Annotated in this window: 23 protein-coding genes and 1 pseudogene; 4 read left to right on the top strand and 20 right to left on the bottom strand. The window is 52.5% G+C overall.

The annotated features are described in order from the left end of the window. Nucleotides 1-49: 49 nt before the first annotated feature. From rpsQ to rpsJ, 11 genes are read right to left on the bottom strand one after another with little or no spacing between them, the layout of a single operon-like run. A complete protein-coding gene (rpsQ, locus tag NXS99_RS04935) occupies nt 50-328 on the bottom strand; it encodes a 30S ribosomal protein S17 (protein WP_259287553.1) in 279 nt (92 codons plus the stop codon). 2 nt (nt 329-330) lie between these two features. Further along, nucleotides 331-561, bottom strand: a complete 231-nt coding sequence (gene rpmC / locus NXS99_RS04940) for a 50S ribosomal protein L29 (protein WP_259287554.1) — start codon at nt 559-561, stop codon at nt 331-333. Next, on the bottom strand, nt 561-977 hold the full coding sequence (gene rplP, locus NXS99_RS04945; protein WP_259287555.1) for a 50S ribosomal protein L16: 417 nt from the start codon (nt 975-977) through the stop codon (nt 561-563). Before rplP ends, rpmC begins: the two co-directional genes overlap by 1 nt. Nucleotides 978-982: 5 nt before the next feature. Continuing rightward, complete coding sequence (gene rpsC, locus NXS99_RS04950; protein ID WP_259287556.1) at nt 983-1,729, bottom strand: 30S ribosomal protein S3; 747 nt, start codon at nt 1,727-1,729, stop codon at nt 983-985. Nucleotides 1,730-1,731: 2 nt separating this feature from the next. Continuing rightward, nucleotides 1,732-2,088 carry a 50S ribosomal protein L22 gene (gene rplV / locus NXS99_RS04955; RefSeq protein ID WP_259287557.1) on the bottom strand — a complete coding sequence of 119 codons (357 nt, stop codon included), beginning with the start codon at nt 2,086-2,088 and terminating at the stop codon, nt 1,732-1,734. Between the two features lie 3 nt (nt 2,089-2,091). Then, nucleotides 2,092-2,373 carry a 30S ribosomal protein S19 gene (gene rpsS, locus NXS99_RS04960; RefSeq protein ID WP_207118735.1) on the bottom strand — a complete coding sequence of 94 codons (282 nt, stop codon included), beginning with the start codon at nt 2,371-2,373 and terminating at the stop codon, nt 2,092-2,094. A 16-nt stretch (nt 2,374-2,389) separates the two neighbouring features. Further along, complete coding sequence (gene rplB / locus NXS99_RS04965; protein WP_259287558.1) at nt 2,390-3,232, bottom strand: 50S ribosomal protein L2; 843 nt, start codon at nt 3,230-3,232, stop codon at nt 2,390-2,392. A 24-nt stretch (nt 3,233-3,256) separates the two neighbouring features. Continuing rightward, nucleotides 3,257-3,562 carry a 50S ribosomal protein L23 gene (gene rplW / locus NXS99_RS04970; RefSeq protein ID WP_259287559.1) on the bottom strand — a complete coding sequence of 102 codons (306 nt, stop codon included), beginning with the start codon at nt 3,560-3,562 and terminating at the stop codon, nt 3,257-3,259. Next, nucleotides 3,562-4,215, bottom strand: coding sequence for a 50S ribosomal protein L4 (gene rplD, locus NXS99_RS04975; RefSeq protein ID WP_259287560.1), 654 nt, complete (start codon nt 4,213-4,215; stop codon nt 3,562-3,564). Before rplD ends, rplW begins: the two co-directional genes overlap by 1 nt. Further along, entirely contained in the window at nt 4,212-4,868 is a 657-nt protein-coding gene (gene rplC / locus NXS99_RS04980; protein ID WP_259287561.1) for a 50S ribosomal protein L3, read from the bottom strand. Before rplC ends, rplD begins: the two co-directional genes overlap by 4 nt. 33 nt (nt 4,869-4,901) lie before the next feature. Beyond that, nucleotides 4,902-5,207 carry a 30S ribosomal protein S10 gene (rpsJ, locus tag NXS99_RS04985; RefSeq protein WP_259287562.1) on the bottom strand — a complete coding sequence of 102 codons (306 nt, stop codon included), beginning with the start codon at nt 5,205-5,207 and terminating at the stop codon, nt 4,902-4,904. Between the two features lie 1,065 nt (nt 5,208-6,272). Here rpsJ and NXS99_RS04990 point away from each other — a divergent pair. The 4 genes from NXS99_RS04990 to NXS99_RS05005 all read left to right on the top strand — a co-directional run bounded on the left by NXS99_RS04990 (nt 6,273) and on the right by NXS99_RS05005 (nt 12,063). Continuing rightward, nucleotides 6,273-7,256 (top strand): ABC transporter permease, encoded by a 984-nt coding sequence (locus NXS99_RS04990; RefSeq protein ID WP_259287563.1) that lies wholly within the window; start codon nt 6,273-6,275, stop codon nt 7,254-7,256. Between the two features lie 3 nt (nt 7,257-7,259). Beyond that, nucleotides 7,260-8,180, top strand: coding sequence for an ABC transporter permease (locus tag NXS99_RS04995; RefSeq protein ID WP_259287564.1), 921 nt, complete (start codon nt 7,260-7,262; stop codon nt 8,178-8,180). A gap of 7 nt (nt 8,181-8,187) precedes the next feature. Continuing rightward, on the top strand, nt 8,188-10,056 hold the full coding sequence (locus tag NXS99_RS05000) for an ABC transporter ATP-binding protein (RefSeq protein ID WP_259287565.1): 1,869 nt from the start codon (nt 8,188-8,190) through the stop codon (nt 10,054-10,056). Between the two features lie 300 nt (nt 10,057-10,356). Next, nucleotides 10,357-12,063 carry an ABC transporter family substrate-binding protein gene (locus tag NXS99_RS05005; RefSeq protein ID WP_259287566.1) on the top strand — a complete coding sequence of 569 codons (1,707 nt, stop codon included), beginning with the start codon at nt 10,357-10,359 and terminating at the stop codon, nt 12,061-12,063. Nucleotides 12,064-12,433: 370 nt separating this feature from the next. Here NXS99_RS05005 and NXS99_RS05010 read toward each other — a convergent pair. The 9 genes and pseudogenes from NXS99_RS05010 to NXS99_RS05050 form a co-directional block, all read right to left on the bottom strand. After that, nucleotides 12,434-12,973: pseudogene (locus tag NXS99_RS05010) on the bottom strand (DUF421 domain-containing protein); the annotation flags it as partial. Between the two features lie 38 nt (nt 12,974-13,011). After that, nucleotides 13,012-13,638 carry a hypothetical protein gene (locus tag NXS99_RS05015; RefSeq protein WP_259287567.1) on the bottom strand — a complete coding sequence of 209 codons (627 nt, stop codon included), beginning with the start codon at nt 13,636-13,638 and terminating at the stop codon, nt 13,012-13,014. 215 nt (nt 13,639-13,853) lie between these two features. Then, nucleotides 13,854-15,047 (bottom strand): elongation factor Tu, encoded by a 1,194-nt coding sequence (gene tuf, locus NXS99_RS05020; RefSeq protein WP_259287568.1) that lies wholly within the window; start codon nt 15,045-15,047, stop codon nt 13,854-13,856. 317 nt (nt 15,048-15,364) lie between these two features. Then, nucleotides 15,365-17,497 carry an elongation factor G gene (gene fusA, locus NXS99_RS05025; protein ID WP_310593304.1) on the bottom strand — a complete coding sequence of 711 codons (2,133 nt, stop codon included), beginning with the start codon at nt 17,495-17,497 and terminating at the stop codon, nt 15,365-15,367. 283 nt (nt 17,498-17,780) lie between these two features. Beyond that, on the bottom strand, nt 17,781-18,248 hold the full coding sequence (gene rpsG, locus NXS99_RS05030; protein ID WP_259287569.1) for a 30S ribosomal protein S7: 468 nt from the start codon (nt 18,246-18,248) through the stop codon (nt 17,781-17,783). Nucleotides 18,249-18,253: 5 nt separating this feature from the next. After that, nucleotides 18,254-18,625, bottom strand: a complete 372-nt coding sequence (gene rpsL, locus NXS99_RS05035) for a 30S ribosomal protein S12 (RefSeq protein WP_025251882.1) — start codon at nt 18,623-18,625, stop codon at nt 18,254-18,256. A gap of 294 nt (nt 18,626-18,919) precedes the next feature. Further along, complete coding sequence (locus tag NXS99_RS05040; RefSeq protein WP_259287570.1) at nt 18,920-19,654, bottom strand: hypothetical protein; 735 nt, start codon at nt 19,652-19,654, stop codon at nt 18,920-18,922. Between the two features lie 75 nt (nt 19,655-19,729). Beyond that, on the bottom strand, nt 19,730-20,584 hold the full coding sequence (locus NXS99_RS05045) for a sugar ABC transporter permease (protein ID WP_259287635.1): 855 nt from the start codon (nt 20,582-20,584) through the stop codon (nt 19,730-19,732). Nucleotides 20,585-20,613: 29 nt separating this feature from the next. Next, nucleotides 20,614-21,969 carry a carbohydrate ABC transporter permease gene (locus tag NXS99_RS05050; RefSeq protein ID WP_259287571.1) on the bottom strand — a complete coding sequence of 452 codons (1,356 nt, stop codon included), beginning with the start codon at nt 21,967-21,969 and terminating at the stop codon, nt 20,614-20,616. Between the last annotated feature and the right edge of the window lie 101 nt (nt 21,970-22,070).

A 22,070-nucleotide genomic window follows, 5' to 3' on the forward strand; every position in this document is an offset into this window, starting at 1 on the left:
GGTTGCTGCAGGTTTTTGAGTTCAGGTTTTTACCACTTATGGCAAAGAATTAGCGTGCCTTCTCGATGATCTCAACGAGACGGAAGTGCTTGTCCTTTGACAATGGGCGGGTCTCCTCGATCTTGACGAGGTCGCCAACGCCGGCGATCTCGTTCTCGTCGTGAGCCTTTACCTTGGAGTTGCTACGGATGGTCTTGCCGTACAGGCCGTGCTGACGACGGTCTTCCAGCTCGACAACGATTGTCTTCTGCATCTTGTCAGAAACAACGTATCCGGTGCGTACTTTACGTGCGCCCTTTTCTTGCTTGTTCACGTTTGCCTCACTCATAATTAAGCCTCAGCTCCCGGAACAACAGACAGGCCCAGCTCGCGCTCGCGGATTACTGTGAGAATGCGGGCGATGTCGTGCTTGACCGTGCGCAGGCGACGGTTATTGGTCAGCTGGCCAGTAGCAGCTTGGAAGCGCAAGTTGAAAAGCTCTTCCTTTGCTTCTGCCAGACGGGTTGCAAGCTCCTCAGCGTTGAGCTCACGAAGCTCGTGTGCGGGGGTACCGTTAGCCATTAGAACTGGTCCTCCTTCTTAACGATACGAACCTTGCAAGGCAGCTTCTGGCCTGCGCGACGCAGAGCCTCGAGAGCCATAGCCTCGTTCGGGTAGCTCATCTCAAAAAGGATGCGACCCGGCTTGACGTTTGCGATCCACTTCTCAACAGGACCCTTACCGGAACCCATACGAACGCCGAGTGGCTTCTGGGTCAAAGGACGGTCTGGGAAGATGTTGATCCATACCTTACCACCACGCTTGACGTGGCGGTTGATTGCAATACGTGCAGACTCGATCTGACGGTTGGTGATGTATGCAGGCTCAAGTGCCTGGATAGCGTAGTCACCGAAGTTGATGCGGTTACCGCCCTTGGAAACACCATCACGGTGTGGACGGTGCTGGCGACGGTATTTCACGCGCTTTGGAATAAGCATAGGTATTAGCCCTCCTGCTTCTGTTCAGCGCGCTGACGACGCTGGCCACCACGACGCGGACGTGCGTTGCGGTCACCGCGGCCACGGCGCTCTGCTGGTGCGTTGATTTCGCTTTCGCGACGGCCACCGACGACGTCACCCTTGTAGATCCATACCTTTACGCCAATGCGGCCGAAGGTGGTGTGAGCTTCATAGGTGCCGTAATCAATTTCTGCGCGAAGGGTGTGCAGTGGAACGCGACCTTCATGGTAACGCTCGGTACGAGACATTTCGGCACCGCCGAGACGACCCGAGCACTGAACCTTAATACCCTTGACGTGTGGCTGACGCATAGCGCCTTGGATAGCCTTACGCATAGCGCGACGGAATGCAACACGGTTGGTGAGCTGTTCAGCCACAGACTGAGCAACCAACTGTGCGTTTGCATCGATGTTCTTAACCTCGAGGATGTTCAAAGCAACCTGCTTGCCGGTGAGCTTTTCCAGCTCGCCACGCAAACGGTCAGCTTCGGAACCACGACGGCCAATCACAATGCCCGGACGAGCAGTGTGGATATCGACGCGAACGCGGTCACGGGTACGCTCGATGACAACATCAGCGATACCTGCACGGTCGAGGGTCTTTACGAGGTACGCGCGGACTTTGATGTCTTCCGCGAGGTACTCTGCGTAGTTCTTATCGGCGAACCAGTGGGACTTCCATTCGGAAGTAATGCCCAATCGGAGGCCGTGTGGGTGAATCTTCTGTCCCACGGTTATGCACCTGCCTTCTGGCTCTCGACAACCACAGTGATGTGGCTGGTACGCTTACGGATCTGGAAAGCACGACCCTGAGCACGTGGCTGGAAACGACGCATGGTTGGGCCCTCATCAGCGAATGCTTCAGAGATGACCAAGGTGCGACGGTCAAGGCCGAAGTTGTTTTCAGCGTTTGCAGCTGCAGACGCAACAACCTTGGCAACTGGCTCAGAAGCAGCTTGTGGAGCGTACTTCAAGATAGCCAATGCTTCCTCTACGGACTTACCACGAACCAAGTCGATTACGCGGCGTGCCTTCATTGGGGTTACGCGGACGAAACGGGCAGTCGCGCGTGCGGAGTTGATTTCGCTCATCGCTTATCGACGTCCCTTCTTCTTATCGTCCTTGATATGACCCTTGAAGGTCTTGGTAGGTGCAAACTCACCGAGCTTGTGGCCGACCATAGAGTCGTCCACGAACACTGGTACATGCTTGCGTCCATCATGGACGGCAAACGTGTGGCCAATGAAGTCCGGGAGAATGGTGGAGCGGCGGGACCAGGTCTTAATAACCTGCTTGGTTCCCTTCTCATTTTGAGCATCAACCTTTGCGAGGAGGTGCTCATCGACGAACGGGCCCTTCTTAAGGCTACGTGGCATCTTTCGTTACCTCCTCTTAGCGCTTCTTGCTGTTCTTCGTGCGGCGACGCTGCACGATCATGTTGTTGCTGTAACGGTTAGGGTTACGGGTACGGCCTTCCTTCTTACCCCATGGGGATACAGGGTGACGACCACCGGAAGTCTTACCTTCACCACCACCATGTGGGTGGTCGACCGGGTTCATAACGACACCACGGACGGTTGGGCGGATACCCTTCCAACGCATACGACCTGCTTTACCCCAACGGATGTTGATCTGGTCAGCGTTGCCGACCTCACCAACGGTTGCGCGGCAGCGGATGTCTACGCGACGGATTTCGGAAGATGGCATACGCAGAACTGCGTAGTTGCCAGCCTTACCAAGCAGCTGAATGGAAGCGCCTGCGGAACGAGCAAGTTTTGCACCTGCACCTGGCTTGAGCTCCACGCAGTGGATCACAGTACCAGCTGGGATGTTACGCAATGGCAGGTTGTTGCCAACCTTGATGTCAGCGGATGCACCGGACTCCAACATTTGACCTTGCTGCAGGCCCTTTGGAGCGATGATATAGCGCTTCTCGCCATCTACGTAGTGCAGAAGAGCGATGTTAGCGGTACGGTTAGGGTCGTACTCGATATGAGCGACCTTTGCTGGAATACCGTCTTTGTCGTTACGACGGAAGTCAATAAGACGGTACTGGCGCTTGTGGCCACCACCCTTATGACGAACGGTAATGTGACCGTGTACGTTACGGCCACCTTTCTTAGGGAGTGGGCGAACCAGGGACTTTTCCGGAGTCGAGCGAGTAATCTCCTCGAACATGGAAACGGAGCTCTGGCGGCGACCCGGGGTTGTCGGCTTGTACTTACGAATAGCCATAGTTTTTCCTTACCTCGACTTCCCTTAAGCGGCGGAGCCGCCGAAGATGTCGATAGCGTCGCTGCCCTCACGAAGCGTCACATAGGCGCGCTTGGTTGCCTTGCGGGTACCGTAACCGGAGCGAGTGCGCTTGCGCTTGCCATCGCGGTTCAGGGTGTTCACGGAGGCGACCTTCACACCGAAGATCTGCTCGACGGCGATCTTGATTTCGGTCTTGTTAGCGGTCTTGGATACGAAGAAAACGTAGGTGTTTTCTTCCATCAGGCCATAAGACTTTTCAGATACAACCGGGGCGAGGATGATGTCGCGTGGATCAGTGTACTTAGACATTACTTCTCCTCCTTAGCCGCACCAGTAGCGCGGGTGATGAAGGCGTCGAGAGCCTCAACAGAGAATACGACGTCATCAGACTTCAAAACGTCATAGGTATTCAACTGGTCAGCGAACAGGATCTGTACGCTTGGCAGGTTGCGAGCACTCTTCTGAGCGGTGATGTCCTCACGACCAACGACGAACAATACGTTGCGACGGGTGGTCAGACGCTCGATGAAAGCGCGTGCGGACTTGGTAGAAGGAGTTTGACCAGGTACCAATTCAGACACAACGTGAATACGTGCATTGCGTGCACGATCCGAAAGTGCGCCGTAAAGAGCAGCCTTGATCATCTTCTTAGGGGTACGCTGAGCATAATCGCGTGGCTTTGGACCATGCGAGATGCCGCCACCAGTGAAGTGTGGAGCACGGATCGAGCCCTGACGAGCGCGACCAGTTCCCTTCTGGCGGAATGGCTTACGGCCACCGCCACGAACTTCACCGCGAGTTTTGGTGGAGTGGGTGCCAGAGCGCTTAGCTGCAAGCTGAGCGTTGACTACCTGGTGCATGAGAGCAATAGAGACTTCGCGGTCGAAGATCTCTGCTGGCAACTCAACGGTACCGTTGGTTGTGCCCTCAGCGGTGTGGACGTCCAACTTCAGATTGGTCATGCGTGTGCACCGCCCTTCACTGCGGTCTTAACGGTAACAATGCCGCCACGGTTGCCCGGGATAGCACCCTTAATCAGGATAAGGTTCGATTCTGCGTCAATCTTCTGAATCTTCAGATTCTGAGTCGTGACACGATCGGAACCCATACGGCCAGCCATGCGCTTGCCCTTGAAGATACGACCTGGGGTAGCGCAAGCACCAATACCACCTACGCGGCGGTGAGCTGCCTGGTTACCGTGTGCCGCACCTTGGCCGGAAAAGCCGTGGCGCTTCATAGCACCTGCGTAGCCCTTACCCTTGGAGGTACCGGTTACGTCAACGAAGGTCACACCTTCGAAGATCGCTGCGGTAACTTCCTGGCCCACCTCGTAAGCAGAAGTATCGTCCATGCGAAGTTCTGCTACGTGGCGACGAGGGGTAACGCCTGCTTTATTGAAATGACCGGTGCCTGGCTTGTTAACCTTGCGTGGGTCGATATCGCCATAGGCGATCTGGATGGCGCTGTAGCCATCGATTTCTTCGGTACGAATCTGGGTAACTACACATGGCCCAGCTTCAACGACGGTAACCGGTACTACGCGGTTATCCTCATCGAAGATCTGAGTCATGCCGAGCTTGGTGCCCAGAATGCCCTTGATCTCTGTTTCACTCATTATTTATTCTCCGGATGCCAAGAATTTCGTCGATTACGCAATATTCACATCGACGCTGGCCGGAAGGTCGATACGCATCAAAGCGTCAACCGTCTTCGGCGTCGGGTCGAGGATGTCGATCAGGCGCTTGTGAGTGCGCATCTCGAAGTGCTCGCGAGAATCCTTGTACTTATGTGGAGAACGAATAACGGCGTATACGTTCTTTTCGGTTGGCAATGGCACAGGTCCAACAACACGTGCACCCGTACGGGTAACAGTTTCAACAATCTTACGTGCAGACGCATCGATTGCCTCATGGTCGTAGGCCTTCAGCCGAATGCGGATCTTTTGTCCCGCCACGCTTATCCTCTTCCTCGCTTGTCCCACTTCCAAATGGATTGGTGGGAATCGCTTCATCTATCTCTATAACGTTGTCCAGGGGATCTTTTGGGAGCCTGGGCACAACGCCAGTTCTGTACTTGACTTGTCTAGTGACTTCGCCAGGAATTATTTACTGCTCACACGGCTCACAAACCGGTGGCAATTCCAAGGCAACTGGGGTACAAGACCCAATAGTGTCAAGGTGGAAGGGATCATCTACTCGCGATAAGCGTGTGGAAAATCTCTTTCGTATACTGCCGCTGTTTATTTGCCATGCAACCAAATTCACATTCCTGGCCCTCAAGATGAACGGGCTCCATGCTCATTCTCCTTGAAGGTACCTCCTGGATATGGTCCTATAAAAGCCCGTTGACCTGTCTATTCAAAGATAAAACAGATCCGTTTCCTTTATATTTCCAACACCAATGTGAAGGTGTCATGTTTGCAATGCCAGCCTCATGGTTTTCACCACCAAAACGGTAGCAAAAACAATCGCCTGTCAGAGCAACCTCATCATTAAACCATGAATACTTTTCAAGCGCAACCCCATTCCCAAAGTTCAGCACAAGTATTGAGCATTCTATCCACCCACAATCTCCCAGCACTTGCGTAGCGACGCTTACCCGAACCCGCAAATCTCAAACCCCAAAAGAAATTCCATGATTGCGATACGCGTCGCCAAGCAAGTTATCTAGTTCACATTTTTGAACGTTTTCGGTAGAAATTTTGTCATGTGTGAAATTTTATGCGGCTAAAATTTCAGAAGTTTCAATAATCACTATTATTGGAATACCGTTTCCATTTAGGCACGTCACGCGCACGATAACCACATAATCTGGGAAATTATGTTGGCCAATTTTTTGGTTATTTGAGGTTCATGGGACGCAATTCGCTGTTCGACAATTATGAACCTAAACCTGTTGCGCGGTAGTTTTATTGATACTAAGCATCCACTTTCGCTGGGGATCGAATTTTATTGTCGCCCCAACCGTGATCTTATATCTGTCTTTTTCTGTTCCTAACGCCCACACAGGGAGAGCGCCTATGTTGAAGTACCTAGCCAGAAAAGCTCTGAGTTGGACGCTCATCGTCTTTTTGGCGACGAACCTTACATATCTGCTCGCGAGTCAATTCTTAGATCCGCGTTCGAATTTTATTGGTCGTCGTCCGCCGCTGACTCCAGACCAAATCAACCAGTTGTTAGCGACAAACAATCTCAGCCCTGAGGTGCCACTTGTCGAGCGCTGGTGGACCTGGTTGACGAATATTTTATTGCATTGGGATTGGGGTCATTCTCCAACCGGCGGTGCAGTGAATGAGGAAATCGGTTTCCGTATTTGGGTTTCCGCCCAACTGCTGTTCGCCTCAACCATCTTGACCATCTTGGTAGGTGTCTCGATCGGTGTCTACACCGCATCGCGCCAGTACAAGCGCGGTGACCGCATTTTCCAAGGCATTTCGATTATCACGATGAACATCCACGTGATTGTGGCCTCGATCATTGCCGTTGCTGGTGCCATTAAACTCAACGATTTCGCCGGCAAACGCATCCTCTACGTCACAGGTGCTTCCAACCCAGACGTCGTGGGCTTCTTCCCAAAGCTGATCGACTACGCCCAGCACTTGGTATTGCCAACCGCTTCGCTGGTACTGATCGGCTATGCCGGCTATCACTTCACGCAGCGCACCTTATTGCTCGATAATATTAACGCCGACTACGTCCGCACCGCTCGCGCGAAGGGTTTGACAAAGAGCCAAGCTATTCGACGCCACGCACTGCGCACCTCGATCATTCCAGTTGCCACCTCGGTTGCCTTCGCAATTCCAGGCATTTTCACCGGTGCTGTGATGACAGAAAAGATTTTCGCATGGAATGGCATGGGTGTGTACTTTATCGATACCATTGCCAAAAATGATGTACACGGCGCAGTTGCCGTGGCAGCCTTCGGTGCTGCATTAACCGGCGTATCTGCAATCCTGGCTGATATTGCCGTGGTTGCCCTTGATCCACGAGTGCGGGTGAGCTAACGAATGTCGAATTCTCAAACAAATGCTGTGATTGAATCTCAAGACTCAACCGATGTCGAGATCGTGCGCGGTACCAGCCGCTTCAAACTTTATGTGCGCCGCTTTTTCCGCAATCGCGGTGCGGCCATTGGTAGCGTCATTTTTGTATTCTTAGTGGGCTTTGCGCTGATTGGTGAATACCTCACGCCTTGGGCATTCTTCGACCCAGACTTCTTAAACCTCTCCACCCCACCATCGAACGAACACTGGTTCGGCACCACCGATGCCGGCCACGATCTGTTTGCACAGATCGCGCACGGTTTGGGCCGTTCCTTAATTATCGGTGTCTCGGTTGCCTTTGCTACCACCTTATTATCCGCATTTATTGGTGCAGGTGCAGCGCTGTTAGGCGGCTGGGTGGAAAAGTCCACCTTGTCGGTAATTCACTTCCTTCTCGCAGTGCCATCATTTTTGATTCTGGCAATGTTAGTCTCCGACTCCGGCGGTGACTGGAAGATGCTGATCGTCGTGATGATCGCTTTTGGCTGGATGAGCTCCTCTCGTGTGATCTGGTCGCTCTCGCTGTCTGTTCGCGAAAATGATTTCGTTCGCGCAGCCCGCTATATGGGCGTATCTCGCACCAAGACGATCTTCCGTCACATGCTGCCATCTATCGCATCATTGCTGGTTATCCAGTTCGTGCTGGGCACGGTTGGTACCGTGATGGCTGAAACTGGTCTTTCCTTCCTTGGCCTGGGCGTGAAACTTCCAGATGTTTCCTTAGGCACCTTACTTTCCAGCGGTACCGCAACCATTATTACTGCACCATGGCAGTTCTACTTCCCAGCAGGTGTGTTGACCCTGCTGACAATTTCCATGGCATTAATCGCCGATGGCTTGCGTGACGCTATTGACCCGAACTCTCAATCCGGCGGAAAGGCCTAGACTTCTCATGACCCATTCGCAAGATCCAGTCCTTTCTGTCAAGGACCTCACAGTTTCTTTCCCATCCGAAGCTGGTTCCGTGAGCGCAGTGCGCGGCGTATCGTTTGATCTCTACCCTGGACGCACCTTAGGTATTGTTGGTGAATCCGGTTCAGGTAAATCCGTGACCTCTATGGCCGTGATGGGCCTGCTGCCAGAATATGCCAAGGTTGCAGGTTCGGTGCAGTTCCAAGGCGAAGAACTGCTTGGGAAAACCGATCTCGAAATGTCGAAGATTCGCGGTAATGGCATTGGCATGATCTTCCAGGATCCATTATCGGCACTGACACCGGTTTTTGATATTGGTACGCAGCTTGTCGAAGCGATCCAGATTCACCAAAAGGTCTCCAAAGCTGATGCGCTCAAGCAAGCGGTCGAATTGCTCGACTTGGTCGGTATTAAAGAGCCACAACGGCGCGTGCGGTCCTTCCCGCACGAATTCTCTGGCGGTATGCGTCAGCGCGTCGTCATTGCGTTGGCTATTGCCAATAATCCGCGCGTGTTGATTGCTGATGAACCAACTACCGCACTGGATGTGACTATTCAGGCGCAGATTCTTGATGTAATTAAGTTGGCGCAGAGGGAAACTGGTGCCGCGACCATCATGATTACCCACGACATGGGTGTGGTTGCCCAAACCGCTGATGATGTGATGGTGATGTACGCCGGACGTCCAGTAGAAAAAGGCAACGTATTTGATGTCTTCGCACAGCCACGTATGCCATATACCATCGGTTTGCTTGGCTCTACCCCACGTCCTGATATGGACAATAGCGAGCCACTGACCCCGATTAATGGCAACCCACCAATTTTGGTGAATTTGCAGCCACAGTGCCAATTCGCACCGCGTTGCCCAGTTGTCCAAGATGCCTGCCGAGGTGCTGAACCAACACTGCTGCCAGTGCCAGATACCAAGGATCAGCAATCAGCTTGCTTGCGTTTCGCTGAGATTCACGATGGCGAGATCCAAGGCGAGAAAATGTACAAGGTTCCGCCATTAAGCCCAGATATGCTTGCTGATGTCCCTCGCGACGAACGCAAGGTCACCTTGAAAGTGGAGAATTTAAAGAAGCACTTCCCACTGACCAAGGGTGCATTATTTAAGCGCCGCATTGGTACGGTCAAGGCTGTCGATGGCATTTCCTTTGATATTCGTCAAGGCGAATGCATGGCAATTGTGGGTGAATCAGGCTGTGGTAAGACCACTACCTTGCTTGAAATCATGGATCTTGATCCACAAGATGGTGTTGTGGTGCTCAATGGTAAAGATGCATCGACCATGACTGCCAAAGAACGCCGGGATGCCCGCAAGGATATCCAGATTGTGTTCCAAGACCCAATGAGCTCGCTGAATCCACGTCTGACCGTGCGCGAAGTTATTGCCGAACCATTGCTCTCATTAGGCTATGACGGCGATATCGACGCACGCGTGCATGAGCTCATGGACTTAGTAGGCTTAGATCCTTCCCAAATCGACCGCTTCCCTGGCCACTTCTCGGGTGGTCAGCGCCAGCGCATCGGTTTGGCACGCGCATTGGCAACCAACCCAAGTGTGATTGTGCTCGACGAGCCAGTTTCGGCACTGGACGTTTCCATTCAAGCAGGTGTTATTAATTTGCTTGAGGATCTCAAACGCAAGCTGGGATTGTCCTATCTCTTCGTTGCACACGACCTTGCCGTGGTCCGCCAGCTCTCTGATCGCGTGGCAGTTATGTACAAAGGTACGTTCTGTGAAGAAGGGGATGTCAACGACATTTTCGACAATCCACAACACGAATACACCAAGACCTTGCTTGCCGCCATTCCGATCCCTGATCCAACGGTTGCGCGTCGCTAAGCTTGGCTCAGATAGGGGTAGGTATCAGGGGTAGAATTTTATGCATATATCGGCATAATAATTTTTGTTCCTTTGTCTACACCGTTTATTCTAAATAGCACGAGTTTTCCTTCCACACTCTTACCGAGTCTGTGGAAGGTTTCTCCAAAATTTTGCAGCATCATCGTTGCAGAGTTTTGGAGAGATCTTCCTTATCTGCACGGATATGAAAATCTCTACACCAAGCGTCAAAGTTCTTTCTTGGGAATCTTTGTCCATCCACCCATTTTCGTAAATAGACCTCACTAGGAGACCATTCGCATGAAGAAGAACTTCCGCATTGCAACAATGGCTGCTCTTTCGGTAATGGCCTTGTCCCTCGGTGCTTGCTCCAGCGCAGACTCCGGCTCTCAGGGCAGCACCGACGCAGCTTCGGATTCCAGTGCAGCTTCCGCACTCGAGATTCACCCAGCTGGTAACTACAATCCGCTCGATCGTGACCAGATTAAAGACGGCGGCGAGCTGAAGCTTCCGCTGACTGAGTTCCCAGAGCAGAACAACCAGTTCCACGGTGATTCCAACGCTTATACCCGTTCTCTGTGGATTTGGTACAACCCACAGATCGCGCTTTTCGACGGTGACGGCACCTGGCACGCAAACGAAGACTACATCGTCAACGCCAAGGATGAAGTTGTCGACGGCAAGACCGTTCTGACCTGGGATATTCACCCAGATGCAACCTTCAACGATGGTACTCCTATTGACTGGACTGCCTTTGAGGCTACCTGGAAGGTTTCTAACGGCGAAAACCCAGAGATCATCCCATCCAGCACCGACGGTTACGAGCAGATCGAATCCGTTGTCAAGGGCGAGAACGACAAGCAAGTTGTGATCACCTTCAACAGCACCTACCCATGGTGGCAGGGCCTGTTCAACATCATTGTGCACCCATCCTTGACCGATGCAAACGAGTTCAACACCTCCTACATCAACAAGCTGCGCCCAGAACTTGGCGCTGGCCCATTCAAGGTTGATCGTTTCGACGCACAAACCGGTGAAGTTGTATACGTCCGCAACGAGAAGTGGTGGGGCGATACCGCGAAGCTGGAAAAGGTCACCTTCCGTCAGATGGAAGACCAAGCAACCATCAACGCATTCCAAGCTGGTGAAATCGACATTGCTGGCGTTGGCAACAAGGACAACCTTGCAAAGGCACGCGCACTTGGCGACAAGGTCGACATTCGTGCCGCCCTGCTGCCAGCTAGCTCCTTGATCACCTTGAACTCTCAGGCACCAAACTTGAAGGACATCAAGGTTCGTGAAGCAATCGTCCGCGGCTTGGATCGCTCGCAAATCGCTGATATTCGCTTCAATGGCATGGATTACAGCGAAGCGCTGCCAGGTTCCTTGACCTTCTATCCTAACCAGCCTGCATACGAAGACAACTTCGCTACAGTTGGTGAATACAACCCAGAAAAGGCTAAGCAGCTTCTCGACGAGGCCGGCTGGGCTCCAGGCGCTGATGGAATCCGCGAAAAGGATGGCGAGAAACTCAGCATCCGCTACACCCTCCTGGGCGATTCCCCACTGTCCAAGGCATTCGCTTCTGCAATCCAGAAGATGATGAAGGACATCGGAATCGAGCTGGTGATCGAAGAGCGCCCATCGTCTGACTTCTCCGCTGTGACCAGCAAGCGCGACTTCGACCTGTTCTTCATGGGCTTCAGCTCCTCTGACCCATTCGGTGCTGCATACTTCGGTCAAACCTGGAAGTCTGACTCCCAGCTGAACCGTTCTGGCACCGGTACCCCAGAGTTCGATGCCAAGATTGAAAAGCTGCAAAAGCTGCCAACTGCTGAAGAGCAGATCAAGGAAGCAAACAAGCTTGAAAAGGAAGCATTCGGGCTCTTCGGTCTGATCCCAATGTACAACGGCCCACAGATTGTCAGCTCCAAGAAGGGCCTGGCAAACGTCGGTGCATACTCCTTCGCAGTGGTTCCACGCGAAGACATCGGTTGGGCAAAATAATCTGATTCTTGTATCAGAAGCCTAAAAGCTGCGTTGTTGTATTGAAACAGCAACAAAGCTAAAAGGTGGTAAGGATAGTTGCTATCCTTACCACCTTTTTTAATTGCGACCAGCCCCCATAAGGCTGCAAGGGGTGGTTGCGAGGTTTGTGCGCGGGGTGGGCGTCGTCAAGCATCTACTTCAGGGGTTTGCGTACCTGCGTTTTCAGCTTTGCCCAAGGTCCAGAAACCTGCTTTTTCACCCGCTTTGTCATCGAGCGCGTGACCGGCCTTAGCCGAGCACTCACACGAGCAAGATGGCTCGTAGCTTGGTCGGGATCATCAGGTTCATCGCGTTCGTCGAGCACGGTTCGCGGTAATGCTTTGGTATAAAAGTGCACGCCCGCAACCCCGGTGAGCAGCTCAAGGTCCACATACGGCCCGGTTTTGAAAATAGACATTTCGCCGGTTGGCTCAAGGATCATCAGTTGAATATCGCGCAGTGATGCCACGCCGGCCCTGCGCACGGCATGTTTCACATCGGCTGCATGCAAATGGGTTCGTCGCAGCTGCGCCTCGATAATTTCGCCATGTGCAACCAATACACGCGGATGGCCGTCGATCGCACGTTTAATGCCTCGCACATTGCGCGCCATGCCGAAGAGGGCTTCACAACACATGAGCGTAATCAGGCCAATAATGCCTGCAGCAAGTGTCGGAGGATGGCCGATAATCACACGACCCGCCACTGCGCCAAACATGACAATGACCACTGCGTCAAAGGTTGTCATTTTCGCTAATACGCGCGAGCCAAAAATTCGCACCAACAAAATAAATGAGAGGTAAATACCAACGCCGCTGATCACCACCACCGGTATGCGCCACGGTTCGATGGTTAATTGAGTGAGCAGGAATTCGGAAAGTTGGTTCACGGTTTTATCTTAGCGCTTGCAGCTGACGAACTGTCAGATTAGCGTGCATCACCGAGCAAGAGCACGTGGGTGAGGCAAGCAGTGCCGAAGCCTTCCAGCGGTTGACCGATTTCTAGCTCGAGCGGGCGAGGAATTGCAGGTAGGATGCTGCGCGTAATTTCGCGACGCAAGATGCGGTAGGCAATCGTTTGCTGCGGCCCCATCTCCATTAAGGAATCATCATCAAAAACACCAAGATAGATCGATGCAGGGTGTGCGTATAGCTTCCGAATACTGACAACCTCACCGTGGTACACATTCTCCAGACGCAACCGCTCCCCTATTGTGCACTGCGCATCCGTAGGCTGCAGCACCGTTGGCGATAACCAGGTGTCATTGTGACGTTGCCGATACACAACGATGCCCTGTTGGATCGTAACGGTAGCCACCGGATCCATGCAGCGAACCTCAAACACATCAGGGGTTTGCAACGGCACACTTGCCGGATGCTCGCCAGCCAAATGATACGCCAATGCCGCGATCTCAGCCGGCGGCGAATCCCATTGCATGCCATGCGCCTCCAGGCTTTGGATAAGTGCCATAAAACTTAGATCCGGTTGGCCTTGCCAGCACTCTTTGAGGGCATCGAGGCAGTGCTGCATATCATTGGGAAAAATGCGTTCCATAGTGTGTAAGCATAGCTTGTCGACGCCAAGTTCTTGAGCCTGGACGCTGCACGGACATTCGCCGTTCAAAGATTTCGTGTCAGTATGTGGCGGCAGTAGAAACATCTGGTACGCCCACAAGAAGGCGCCCGATAGCAAAAGCCGCTGCTTTCCGAATGGGAAAACAGCGGCTTTTGAAGCTACGTTACGCTACGTGTTGCAGATTCAAGTAGTGATTACTTGATGATCTTGGTAACACGACCAGCACCAACGGTACGGGAGCCTTCGCGGATAGCGAAGCGCAGGCCCTCGTCCATAGCAACTGGCTGGATCAGGGTGACGGACATGTCGACGTTGTCGCCAGGCATAACCATCTCGGTGCCCTCAGGAAGCTTCACAACACCGGTAACGTCGGTGGTGCGGAAGTAGAACTGTGGACGGTAGTTGTCGAAGAATGGGGTGTGGCGGCCACCTTCGTCCTTGGAAAGAACGTAGACGGAGCCTTCGAACTCGGTGTGAGGGGTGTAAGCGCCTGGCTTCACAACAACCTGACCGCGCTCGACGTCTTCGCGCTTGATACCACGGAGGAGGAGACCACAGTTGTCGCCAGCCTCGGTGTAGTCAAGAAGCTTACGGAACATCTCGATACCGGTAACGGTGGTGGACTGTGCCTTCTCCTTGATACCGATGATCTCAACGTCTTCGTTAACCTTGAGCTGACCGCGCTCAACACGACCGGTCACAACGGTGCCACGACCGGTGATGGTGAAGATGTCCTCGATAGGCATGAGGAATGGCTTCTCGGTCTCACGGATTGGGTCTGGGATGGAATCATCGCAAGCCTGCATGAGCTCGAGGATGGAGCCGGTCCACTTCTCGTCGCCTTCGAGTGCCTTCAGAGCGGAGATGTGAACGATTGGAGCGTCCTCATCGTAGTCCTGCTCAGCAAGCAGCTCACGGAGCTCGAGCTCAACGAGCTCGATGATCTCTTCGTCAACGTCTGGGGAGTCACACTTGTTCAGTGCAACGAGGATGTAAGGAACGCCAACCTGGCGAGCCAACAGAACGTGCTCACGGGTCTGAGGCATTGGGCCGTCAGTTGCTGCAACGACGAGGATTGCGCCGTCCATCTGTGCAGCACCGGTGATCATGTTCTTGATGTAGTCAGCGTGACCTGGAGCGTCAACGTGTGCGTAGTGGCGCTTCTCGGTCTGGTACTCCACGTGGGAGATGTTAATGGTAATACCGCGCTCCTTCTCTTCCGGCGCCTTGTCAATAGCGTCGAAAGCGAAAGCCTGGTTCAAATCTGGGTAAGCATCAGCCAAAACCTTGGTGATAGCTGCGGTGGTGGTGGTCTTACCATGGTCAACGTGACCGATGGTGCCGATGTTTACGTGAGGCTTGGTGCGCTCGAACTTGGCCTTTGCCACAGTGTGTCCTCCTGGACTTCGTGGTGACTACGAACCTCGCAGCCACAGAGTTGATTGTTGCTGAACATTCTGGCCACTAATTCGGCAGCCTGGCAGATCAGCTATTACATATATGCCAGTTACGTAATACTAAGTGCCAAATGCATTTTTTTCAAGCTGCATCTAACACTTTCGCATTCTCCTGGAGTAACGGCCACTTCATAACACGACAAAACTCATGTCATCAAGAAGCCGCTACCCCAGTACGCTGGGTAATTTCACGTAACTGTTTCCCAAAGAATAAGGAGAAATTACCCAGCTAAAAGGGTGCTGAAAACTTAAGCGACGCCGCCGTTGCGCTCAGCAATGATCTCGGTTGCCACGTTGGTTGGAACCTCTGCGTAGGAATCGAAGATCATGGTGTAGTTTGCACGACCCTGGGTCTTGGAACGCAGGTCACCGATGTAACCGAACATTTCAGACAGTGGAACCTTAGCCTTAACGACCTTAGCGCCTGCACGGTCTTCCATAGCGTTCATCTGACCACGGCGAGAGTTGATATCGCCGATAACGTCACCCATGTACTCTTCTGGAGTAATAACCTCAAGGGCCATCACTGGCTCAAGCAGAACTGGCTTTGCCTTCGCAACGCCTTCCTTGAGAGCCTGTGCACCTGCGAGCTTGAAGGCCATTTCAGAGGAGTCAACGTCGTGGTACGCACCGTCGAGCAGCGTTGCCTTGATGTTTACCAATGGGTAACCAGCGAGGTAACCGTACTGCATTGCATCCTGGATACCAGCGTCAACGGATGGGATGTATTCCTTAGGAACACGACCACCGGTAACAGCGTTCTCGAATGCGTAGATTGCGGACTGGCCCTCTTCGAGGGTCTCCAACTCAGGCGCATAAGGCTCGAGAGAGATGATAACCTTAGCGAACTGACCGGAACCACCAGTCTGCTTCTTGTGGGTGTATTCGATCTTCTCAACGGTCTTGCGGATGGTCTCACGGTATGCAACCTGTGGGTTACCAACGTTAGCCTCAACCTTGAATTCGCGCTTCATGCGGTCAACCAAGATGTCGAGGTGGAGCTCGCCCATACCGCCGATAACGGTCTGGCCGGACTCTTCGTCGAGCTCAACGGTGAAGGTTGGGTCTTCTTCAGCAAGCTTCTGAATAGCAACCGACAGCTTCTCCTGGTCAGACTTGGTCTTTGGCTCGATGGAAACCTTGATCACAGGATCTGGGAAGTCCATGGACTCCAGGATAATTTGGTTGTTTGGATCGCAGAGGGTATCACCGGTGGTGGTGTCCTTCAAGCCAATAAAGGCGTAGATGTTACCAGCGAGTGCTTCGTCAACAGGGTTTTCCTTGTTAGCGTGCATCTGGAACAGCTTACCAATGCGCTCTTTCTTACCCTTGGTGGAGTTTGCAACCTGGGTACCTGGCTCAACGCGACCGGAGTACACGCGAACGAAGGTGAGCTTACCGAAGAATGGGTGAACTGCAATCTTGAATGCAAGTGCTGCGAATGGCTCATCGAGGGAAGGCTGACGGACAACCTTGGTCTCCTCGTCGTTGACTGCATGGCCAACAACTTCACCGATGTCCAGTGGGTTTGGCAGGTAGTCAATGACAGCGTCGAGCAATGGCTGAACGCCCTTGTTACGGTATGCAGTACCGCAGAGCACTGGGTAAACTTCAGAGTTCACGGTCATCTTGCGGATAGCAGCCTTGATCTCGTCGATCGAAAGCTCCTCGCCGCCGAAGTACTTGTCCATGAGTTCTTCAGAAGACTCAGCAACAGTCTCGAGCAGCTTCTCGCGGTATTCTTGAGCCTTTTCGACGAGGTCAGCTGGGATCTCTTCGATAACTGGCTCAGCACCGGTCTCAACCTTGCCACGCCAGGTAATAGCGTGCATGTTGAGCAAGTCAACAACGCCGTCGAAGTCATCTTCAGCACCGATTGGGAGCTGCATCACCAATGGCTTTGCACCCAAGCGGTCGATAATGGTCTGCACGGTGTAGTAGAAGTCAGCACCGAGCTTGTCCATCTTGTTCACGAAGCAGATACGTGGAACGTCGTACTTCGCAGCCTGACGCCACACCTGCTCGGACTGAGGCTCAACGCCTTCTTTACCGTCGAAGACAGCAACTGCACCGTCGAGCACGCGCAGGGAGCGCTCCACCTCAACGGTGAAGTCAACGTGACCTGGGGTGTCGATGATGTTGACCTGGTTGCCGTTCCAGAAACAAGTCACAGCAGCGGAGGTAATGGTAATACCGCGCTCTTTTTCCTGCTCCATCCAGTCGGTGGTCGAAGCACCATCGTGGGTCTCGCCAACCTTGCGGTTAATACCGGTGTAGAAGAGGATGCGCTCGGTGGTAGTGGTCTTACCAGCATCGATGTGCGCCATGATGCCGATATTGCGGACCTTGTTCAGATCCTTAAGCACTTCTTGAGGTGCCACAGTGTTCCTTACTCTTGCAACGACACATCGATGATGTAGTCGTTGTAATTAATAGTGTTGTATGAGATTGTGCCAGAAACTGACGCAATCTGGGGTTCATAGGCAGAGCGTACTCGCCCATGAGGTGCTGTTGGGTGCGTCGTCAAGCCTGATAGCACGATGACCTAGCCTGCTCCTCAAGTCCCAAGTGCCTGATGGCTGTCTCGGAATGTGGAGCACAGAAGTCAGGGAGCGGGTTGATGCACAGGCTAGGTCATGAACAGTTAGACGGTCGCAACAGTGATTACCAGCGGTAGTGAGCGAAGGCGCGGTTTGCCTCTGCCATCTTGTGAGTGTCTTCACGACGCTTCACGGAAGCACCAAGACCATTTGCTGCGTCGAGGATCTCGTTTGCCAGACGCTCGATCATGGTGTTCTCGCGGCGCTGACGAGTGAACGTCACCAACCAACGCAGTGCCAAGGTGTTCGCACGAGCTGCACGAACCTCAACTGGCACCTGGTAGGTTGCGCCACCAACACGGCGGGAACGAACCTCGAACTCAGGCTTGATATTGCCCAGAGCCTTCTCGAGGGTCAGAACTGGATCGGTGCCGGTCTTCTCGTGGCACTTCTCAAGTGCACCGTAAACGATACGCTCTGCAACGGACTTCTTGCCGTCGAGCAGAACCTTGTTCACGAGCTGGGTAACAACCTCAGATCCGTATACAGGATCTTTTACGACTGGGCGCTTTGGAGCTGCATTCTTACGCATTTAGATTACTTCTCCTTCTTTGCGCCGTAGCGGGAACGAGCCTGCTTGCGGTCTTTCACACCCTGGGTATCGAGTGCGCCGCGGATGATCTTATAACGAACACCAGGAAGGTCCTTCACACGACCACCACGAACGAGCACCATGGAGTGCTCCTGGAGGTTGTGGCCTTCACCTGGAATATAAGCGGAAACCTCAATACCGGAGGTAAGGCGCACACGAGCAACCTTACGCAGAGCGGAGTTAGGCTTCTTAGGAGTGGTGGTGTACACACGGGTGCACACGCCACGACGCTGAGGGGAACCCTTCAGAGCTGCAGTCTTCACCTTTGCAGTCTTATCGTGGCGGCCCTTACGGACCAGCTGCTGAATAGTTGGCATGAACCGTCTTTCTATTTTTTAGTTTTCTTCACCCACGTAACCGTGGAGGAAGAACATTTGCATTCAGTTTGTACCTAGTACACGAAAACGTCCAAAAACCCCTACACAAGCAAAAATAGGGGCTCTTTACCGGGGCCGCTTCCGTGTGCCTGAAAGTTTTGAAAACTGACAGCAATCGCTGCCTGCCTTACTTCCTAATAACTAGGCAAAACTCGAGGCTTCCCAACACAAACATGTGGGACTATGGGACAACTCTACGCATATATCGCCGTTACGTCAAGTTCTTATATCAAGCTATCCAAGAAAATGCAGGCAACCAACCAGCGCCAATACCGCAGCATAGGCATATCCCACCCACATGCGTGGTAACTTCCCTGCCTCTGCAAGCAGAGGCGCGCGGTAGTGCAAAAAGATCACGCCGATACTTGGTGTGAGGAAAAAACTAGCGCCGAGCAGTGCACTTGTCATCATCATGGTGTTTTCACGATGCCATAAATAGTGAAACGTTAAGAAGAAGCCCACAATCAGCACACCGGTGCGCAGACCTGCCATTGAGTGACCAATGCCACCAATAAAGATCCACGCAACTGAAGCGAATACACACGCAACCACATAGAGCCACTTATGGTTCGCCACATGCTTATCGACGCTCCAGATCACCAGACACAACCAAAAGGCCCAGATGAAACTCATGCTGGCAAAATCGAAAACTTTGCCGCTGAAAGCCAGATCGTGCGTAAGTTCCATCACAACTGAAAACAGGAGGAAGTGTGGGAGATATGGCTTGAGATCCTCGGTGCGTCGTAAAGCAAGCACGAACACAAAACTCAGAATTGGAAATGCTGCCCAGCTGCCGACTTCCAGTAATACAGCAGTAGTGAGCAACCCAAAGTGTTGCGGCAAGGCCCCGCCAACCATAATCTGAATACCAAGACTGACCAGCTGCAATGTCAAAAACAACGCTGCGATGATCAGCAGTTGATAGATCTGAAAACCTCGGCCAGTTGCGGGAGTGCGCTGAGTTGTCATAATCACTCGATTCTATTACATGCGTCAAGGGGCATGTCCACTTGCGCGGTCATGCCCCTTGAAACGTTGGTGGTCTTAGCCCTTCACAGAGCCAGCCATGGATTCTTGATAGTAACGCTGCATCACAATGAACAGAATTACGATCGGAATGGAAACGCATACTGCGCCTGCTGCGAAACGAGCAAACCAGTCATGGATATATTCTTTTTCCAACATCTTCCACAGACCCAGCGCAACGGTGTAATTTTCTTGCGTACGCGCGATGGCTTTGGCCAACACGAAGTCGAGCCATGGGGTGAGGAAGCCGATAATTGCTTGATACACAATCATTGGCTTGGAAATTGGCAGAATAATCAGGCGGAATACTTGCCAACGAGTACAACCATCCAGGTAGGCAGCTTCGTCCAAGGATGAAGGGATAGTATCCATAAAGCCCTTCATAATATAGAAGCCCATGCCAGAACCTGCCGAGTACACAATAATCAGTGCTAGGTTCGTGGTAGCGCCACTGGTTAAGCCCATGGCCTTCAAAATGAAGTAAATTGCAACCACGGCCATAATGCCTGGGAACATACCCAAAATCAAAGCCATATTCATATATACGCGGCGGAAACGGAACCGCATGCGCGAGAGGCTAAACGATACGATCAGCACGAAGAATACGGAAATGATACAGGTAAAGATAGCTACGACGAGCGTGTTGAGGAACATACGTGGGAAGTCCAGCACGGTCCGCTCGGTAAACAGCGCAATGTAGTTATCGAAGGTGTACTCAGTTGGGAAGAAGGTCGAGGAAAATGGCGCGGTGTTTTTGTTAAACGACGCTGCCACGATCCAAATGATCGGCAACACCCAAATGATGGCCAGCAATGTCAAAAACGTATGGGTTGCAATATCTGCGATGCGATTCGCGGTGCGTTGGTTATGCATCTTGGAATCCGTGTGGTCAAGGTGCTTGCTCACTGGAATCCCTCCTCATTGCGGTAAGAGCCGGAACGGCGGTAGGTGATCAACGCGACGGTCGACAAAACGATGAAGGTCAAGATACCGATCACAGCACCAATGTTGTAGTCGCCCCTATCGACAGTGAGCTTGTACAGCCAGGTAATCAGCAAGTCAGTCTTACCTGCGGAATCACCAACTGGAGTTGGGTCACCACCAGAGAGCAGGTAAATCACGTTGAAGTTATTGACATTCGCAGTAAACGTCGTGATCAGATACGGCGTCATCACGAAGAGCATGTATGGCATGGTGACGCTGCGATAGGTTTGCCACCAGCTGGCGCCGTCGAGACGCGCAGCCTCGTACAGTTCACCTGGAATATTTTGCAAAATACCGGTGACCTGCATAACAGTGTATGGAATACCAATCCACAGGTTGATAATAATCACTGTTACACGTGCCCAGGTTGGATCAGTGAAGAATGGCAACGCGTGATCTGTCAGGCCACTTGATTGCAGCAGACGGTTGAATGCACCTTCTGGTTGCAGCATGGAACGCAGTACCAGCAAGGACACGAACTGTGGGACAGCCACCGAGAGTGAGAAAATTGCACGCCAGAACGACTTACCCCAGGTGCTGCGGCGATTGATCAGCATCGCCAAGAACATGCCGAGGAAGTAGTTCAAGAAGGTTGCAAAGAATGCCCAGACCAAGGTCCAGCCCAACACTCCCAGGAAGAGGTTGAGGTTCACCGAGCCGCCTTCATTACTGAAGACTTTACCGAAGTTCTCCAGTCCAACCCATGTGAAGTTGGTTGGGTTATCGGAGTCGAAGCTGGTGAATGCCATGGTGATCATGAAGATCAATGGCAAGATGGTAAACATCAAGATGCCAAGAGTTGGCAAGGTCATCAGCAGAATTGGTGCATCAGTATTGGTCAGTGCTTTGAGGTCTTCACCAAAGCTGCGCGCTTTTCCGTGATTTTCAATTTGTACCTGAGCTTTGAACGCACTGCGCAATGCAACAGTGGCAAACCACAGGAAAATAAGCGTTAAGAAGATAGCTGCAATGCCGTGGAGCAGAACAACTACTGAAGGATCAGAGTTCACGTAGGTCCAAAATCCATTGACTTTGACACGTGTTTGACCACCTTCACCACCAAGTCCTGGCAGTGCGGTGATTTTGCTCAGACCCTTACTAAAGAATAAAACTAAACCGAGAATTTCAACGCTGATAAGCATGCAGCCTTTGACGTACTGCTTGTGCGCGAAGTTTCCCAAGCCAAAGACGAACAACGACAACTTCGTAAGAATGTCGCCGTCGCGCCACGCTGGCAGGAATCCAAATTCGGATTCTTGGCCACGGTGCTTCATGGCTTTACTCCTTATCAATCGAGCCTTTAAATTGCACAACACTTATCGTGATTTCCATTCAACAAAAGCCCTGAAGCCTACAGGCAGCGCTTCAGGGCCTT

The sequence above is a fragment of the Corynebacterium sp. HS2168-gen11 genome (assembly GCF_024834075.1).
In the GTDB taxonomy this organism is placed as follows: Bacteria; Actinomycetota; Actinomycetes; order Mycobacteriales; family Mycobacteriaceae; genus Corynebacterium.

Coding starts and splice junctions, on each gene's coding strand:
- rpsQ (WP_259287553.1), bottom strand. CDS start 328: ATGAGTGAGGCAAACGTGAACAAGCAAGAAAAGGGCGCACGTAAAGTA.
- rpmC (WP_259287554.1), bottom strand. CDS start 561: ATGGCTAACGGTACCCCCGCACACGAGCTTCGTGAGCTCAACGCTGAG.
- rplP (WP_259287555.1), bottom strand. CDS start 977: ATGCTTATTCCAAAGCGCGTGAAATACCGTCGCCAGCACCGTCCACAC.
- rplV (WP_259287557.1), bottom strand. CDS start 2,088: ATGAGCGAAATCAACTCCGCACGCGCGACTGCCCGTTTCGTCCGCGTA.
- rpsS (WP_207118735.1), bottom strand. CDS start 2,373: ATGCCACGTAGCCTTAAGAAGGGCCCGTTCGTCGATGAGCACCTCCTC.
- rplB (WP_259287558.1), bottom strand. CDS start 3,232: ATGGCTATTCGTAAGTACAAGCCGACAACCCCGGGTCGCCGCCAGAGC.
- rplW (WP_259287559.1), bottom strand. CDS start 3,562: ATGTCTAAGTACACTGATCCACGCGACATCATCCTCGCCCCGGTTGTA.
- rplD (WP_259287560.1), bottom strand. CDS start 4,215: ATGACCAATCTGAAGTTGGACGTCCACACCGCTGAGGGCACAACCAAC.
- rplC (WP_259287561.1), bottom strand. CDS start 4,868: ATGAGTGAAACAGAGATCAAGGGCATTCTGGGCACCAAGCTCGGCATG.
- NXS99_RS04990 (WP_259287563.1), top strand. CDS start 6,273: ATGTTGAAGTACCTAGCCAGAAAAGCTCTGAGTTGGACGCTCATCGTC.
- NXS99_RS04995 (WP_259287564.1), top strand. CDS start 7,260: ATGTCGAATTCTCAAACAAATGCTGTGATTGAATCTCAAGACTCAACC.
- NXS99_RS05000 (WP_259287565.1), top strand. CDS start 8,188: ATGACCCATTCGCAAGATCCAGTCCTTTCTGTCAAGGACCTCACAGTT.
- NXS99_RS05005 (WP_259287566.1), top strand. CDS start 10,357: ATGAAGAAGAACTTCCGCATTGCAACAATGGCTGCTCTTTCGGTAATG.
- NXS99_RS05015 (WP_259287567.1), bottom strand. CDS start 13,638: ATGGAACGCATTTTTCCCAATGATATGCAGCACTGCCTCGATGCCCTC.
- rpsG (WP_259287569.1), bottom strand. CDS start 18,248: ATGCGTAAGAATGCAGCTCCAAAGCGCCCAGTCGTAAAAGATCCTGTA.
- rpsL (WP_025251882.1), bottom strand. CDS start 18,625: ATGCCAACTATTCAGCAGCTGGTCCGTAAGGGCCGCCACGATAAGACT.
- NXS99_RS05040 (WP_259287570.1), bottom strand. CDS start 19,654: ATGACAACTCAGCGCACTCCCGCAACTGGCCGAGGTTTTCAGATCTAT.
- NXS99_RS05045 (WP_259287635.1), bottom strand. CDS start 20,584: ATGCATAACCAACGCACCGCGAATCGCATCGCAGATATTGCAACCCAT.
- NXS99_RS05050 (WP_259287571.1), bottom strand. CDS start 21,969: ATGAAGCACCGTGGCCAAGAATCCGAATTTGGATTCCTGCCAGCGTGG.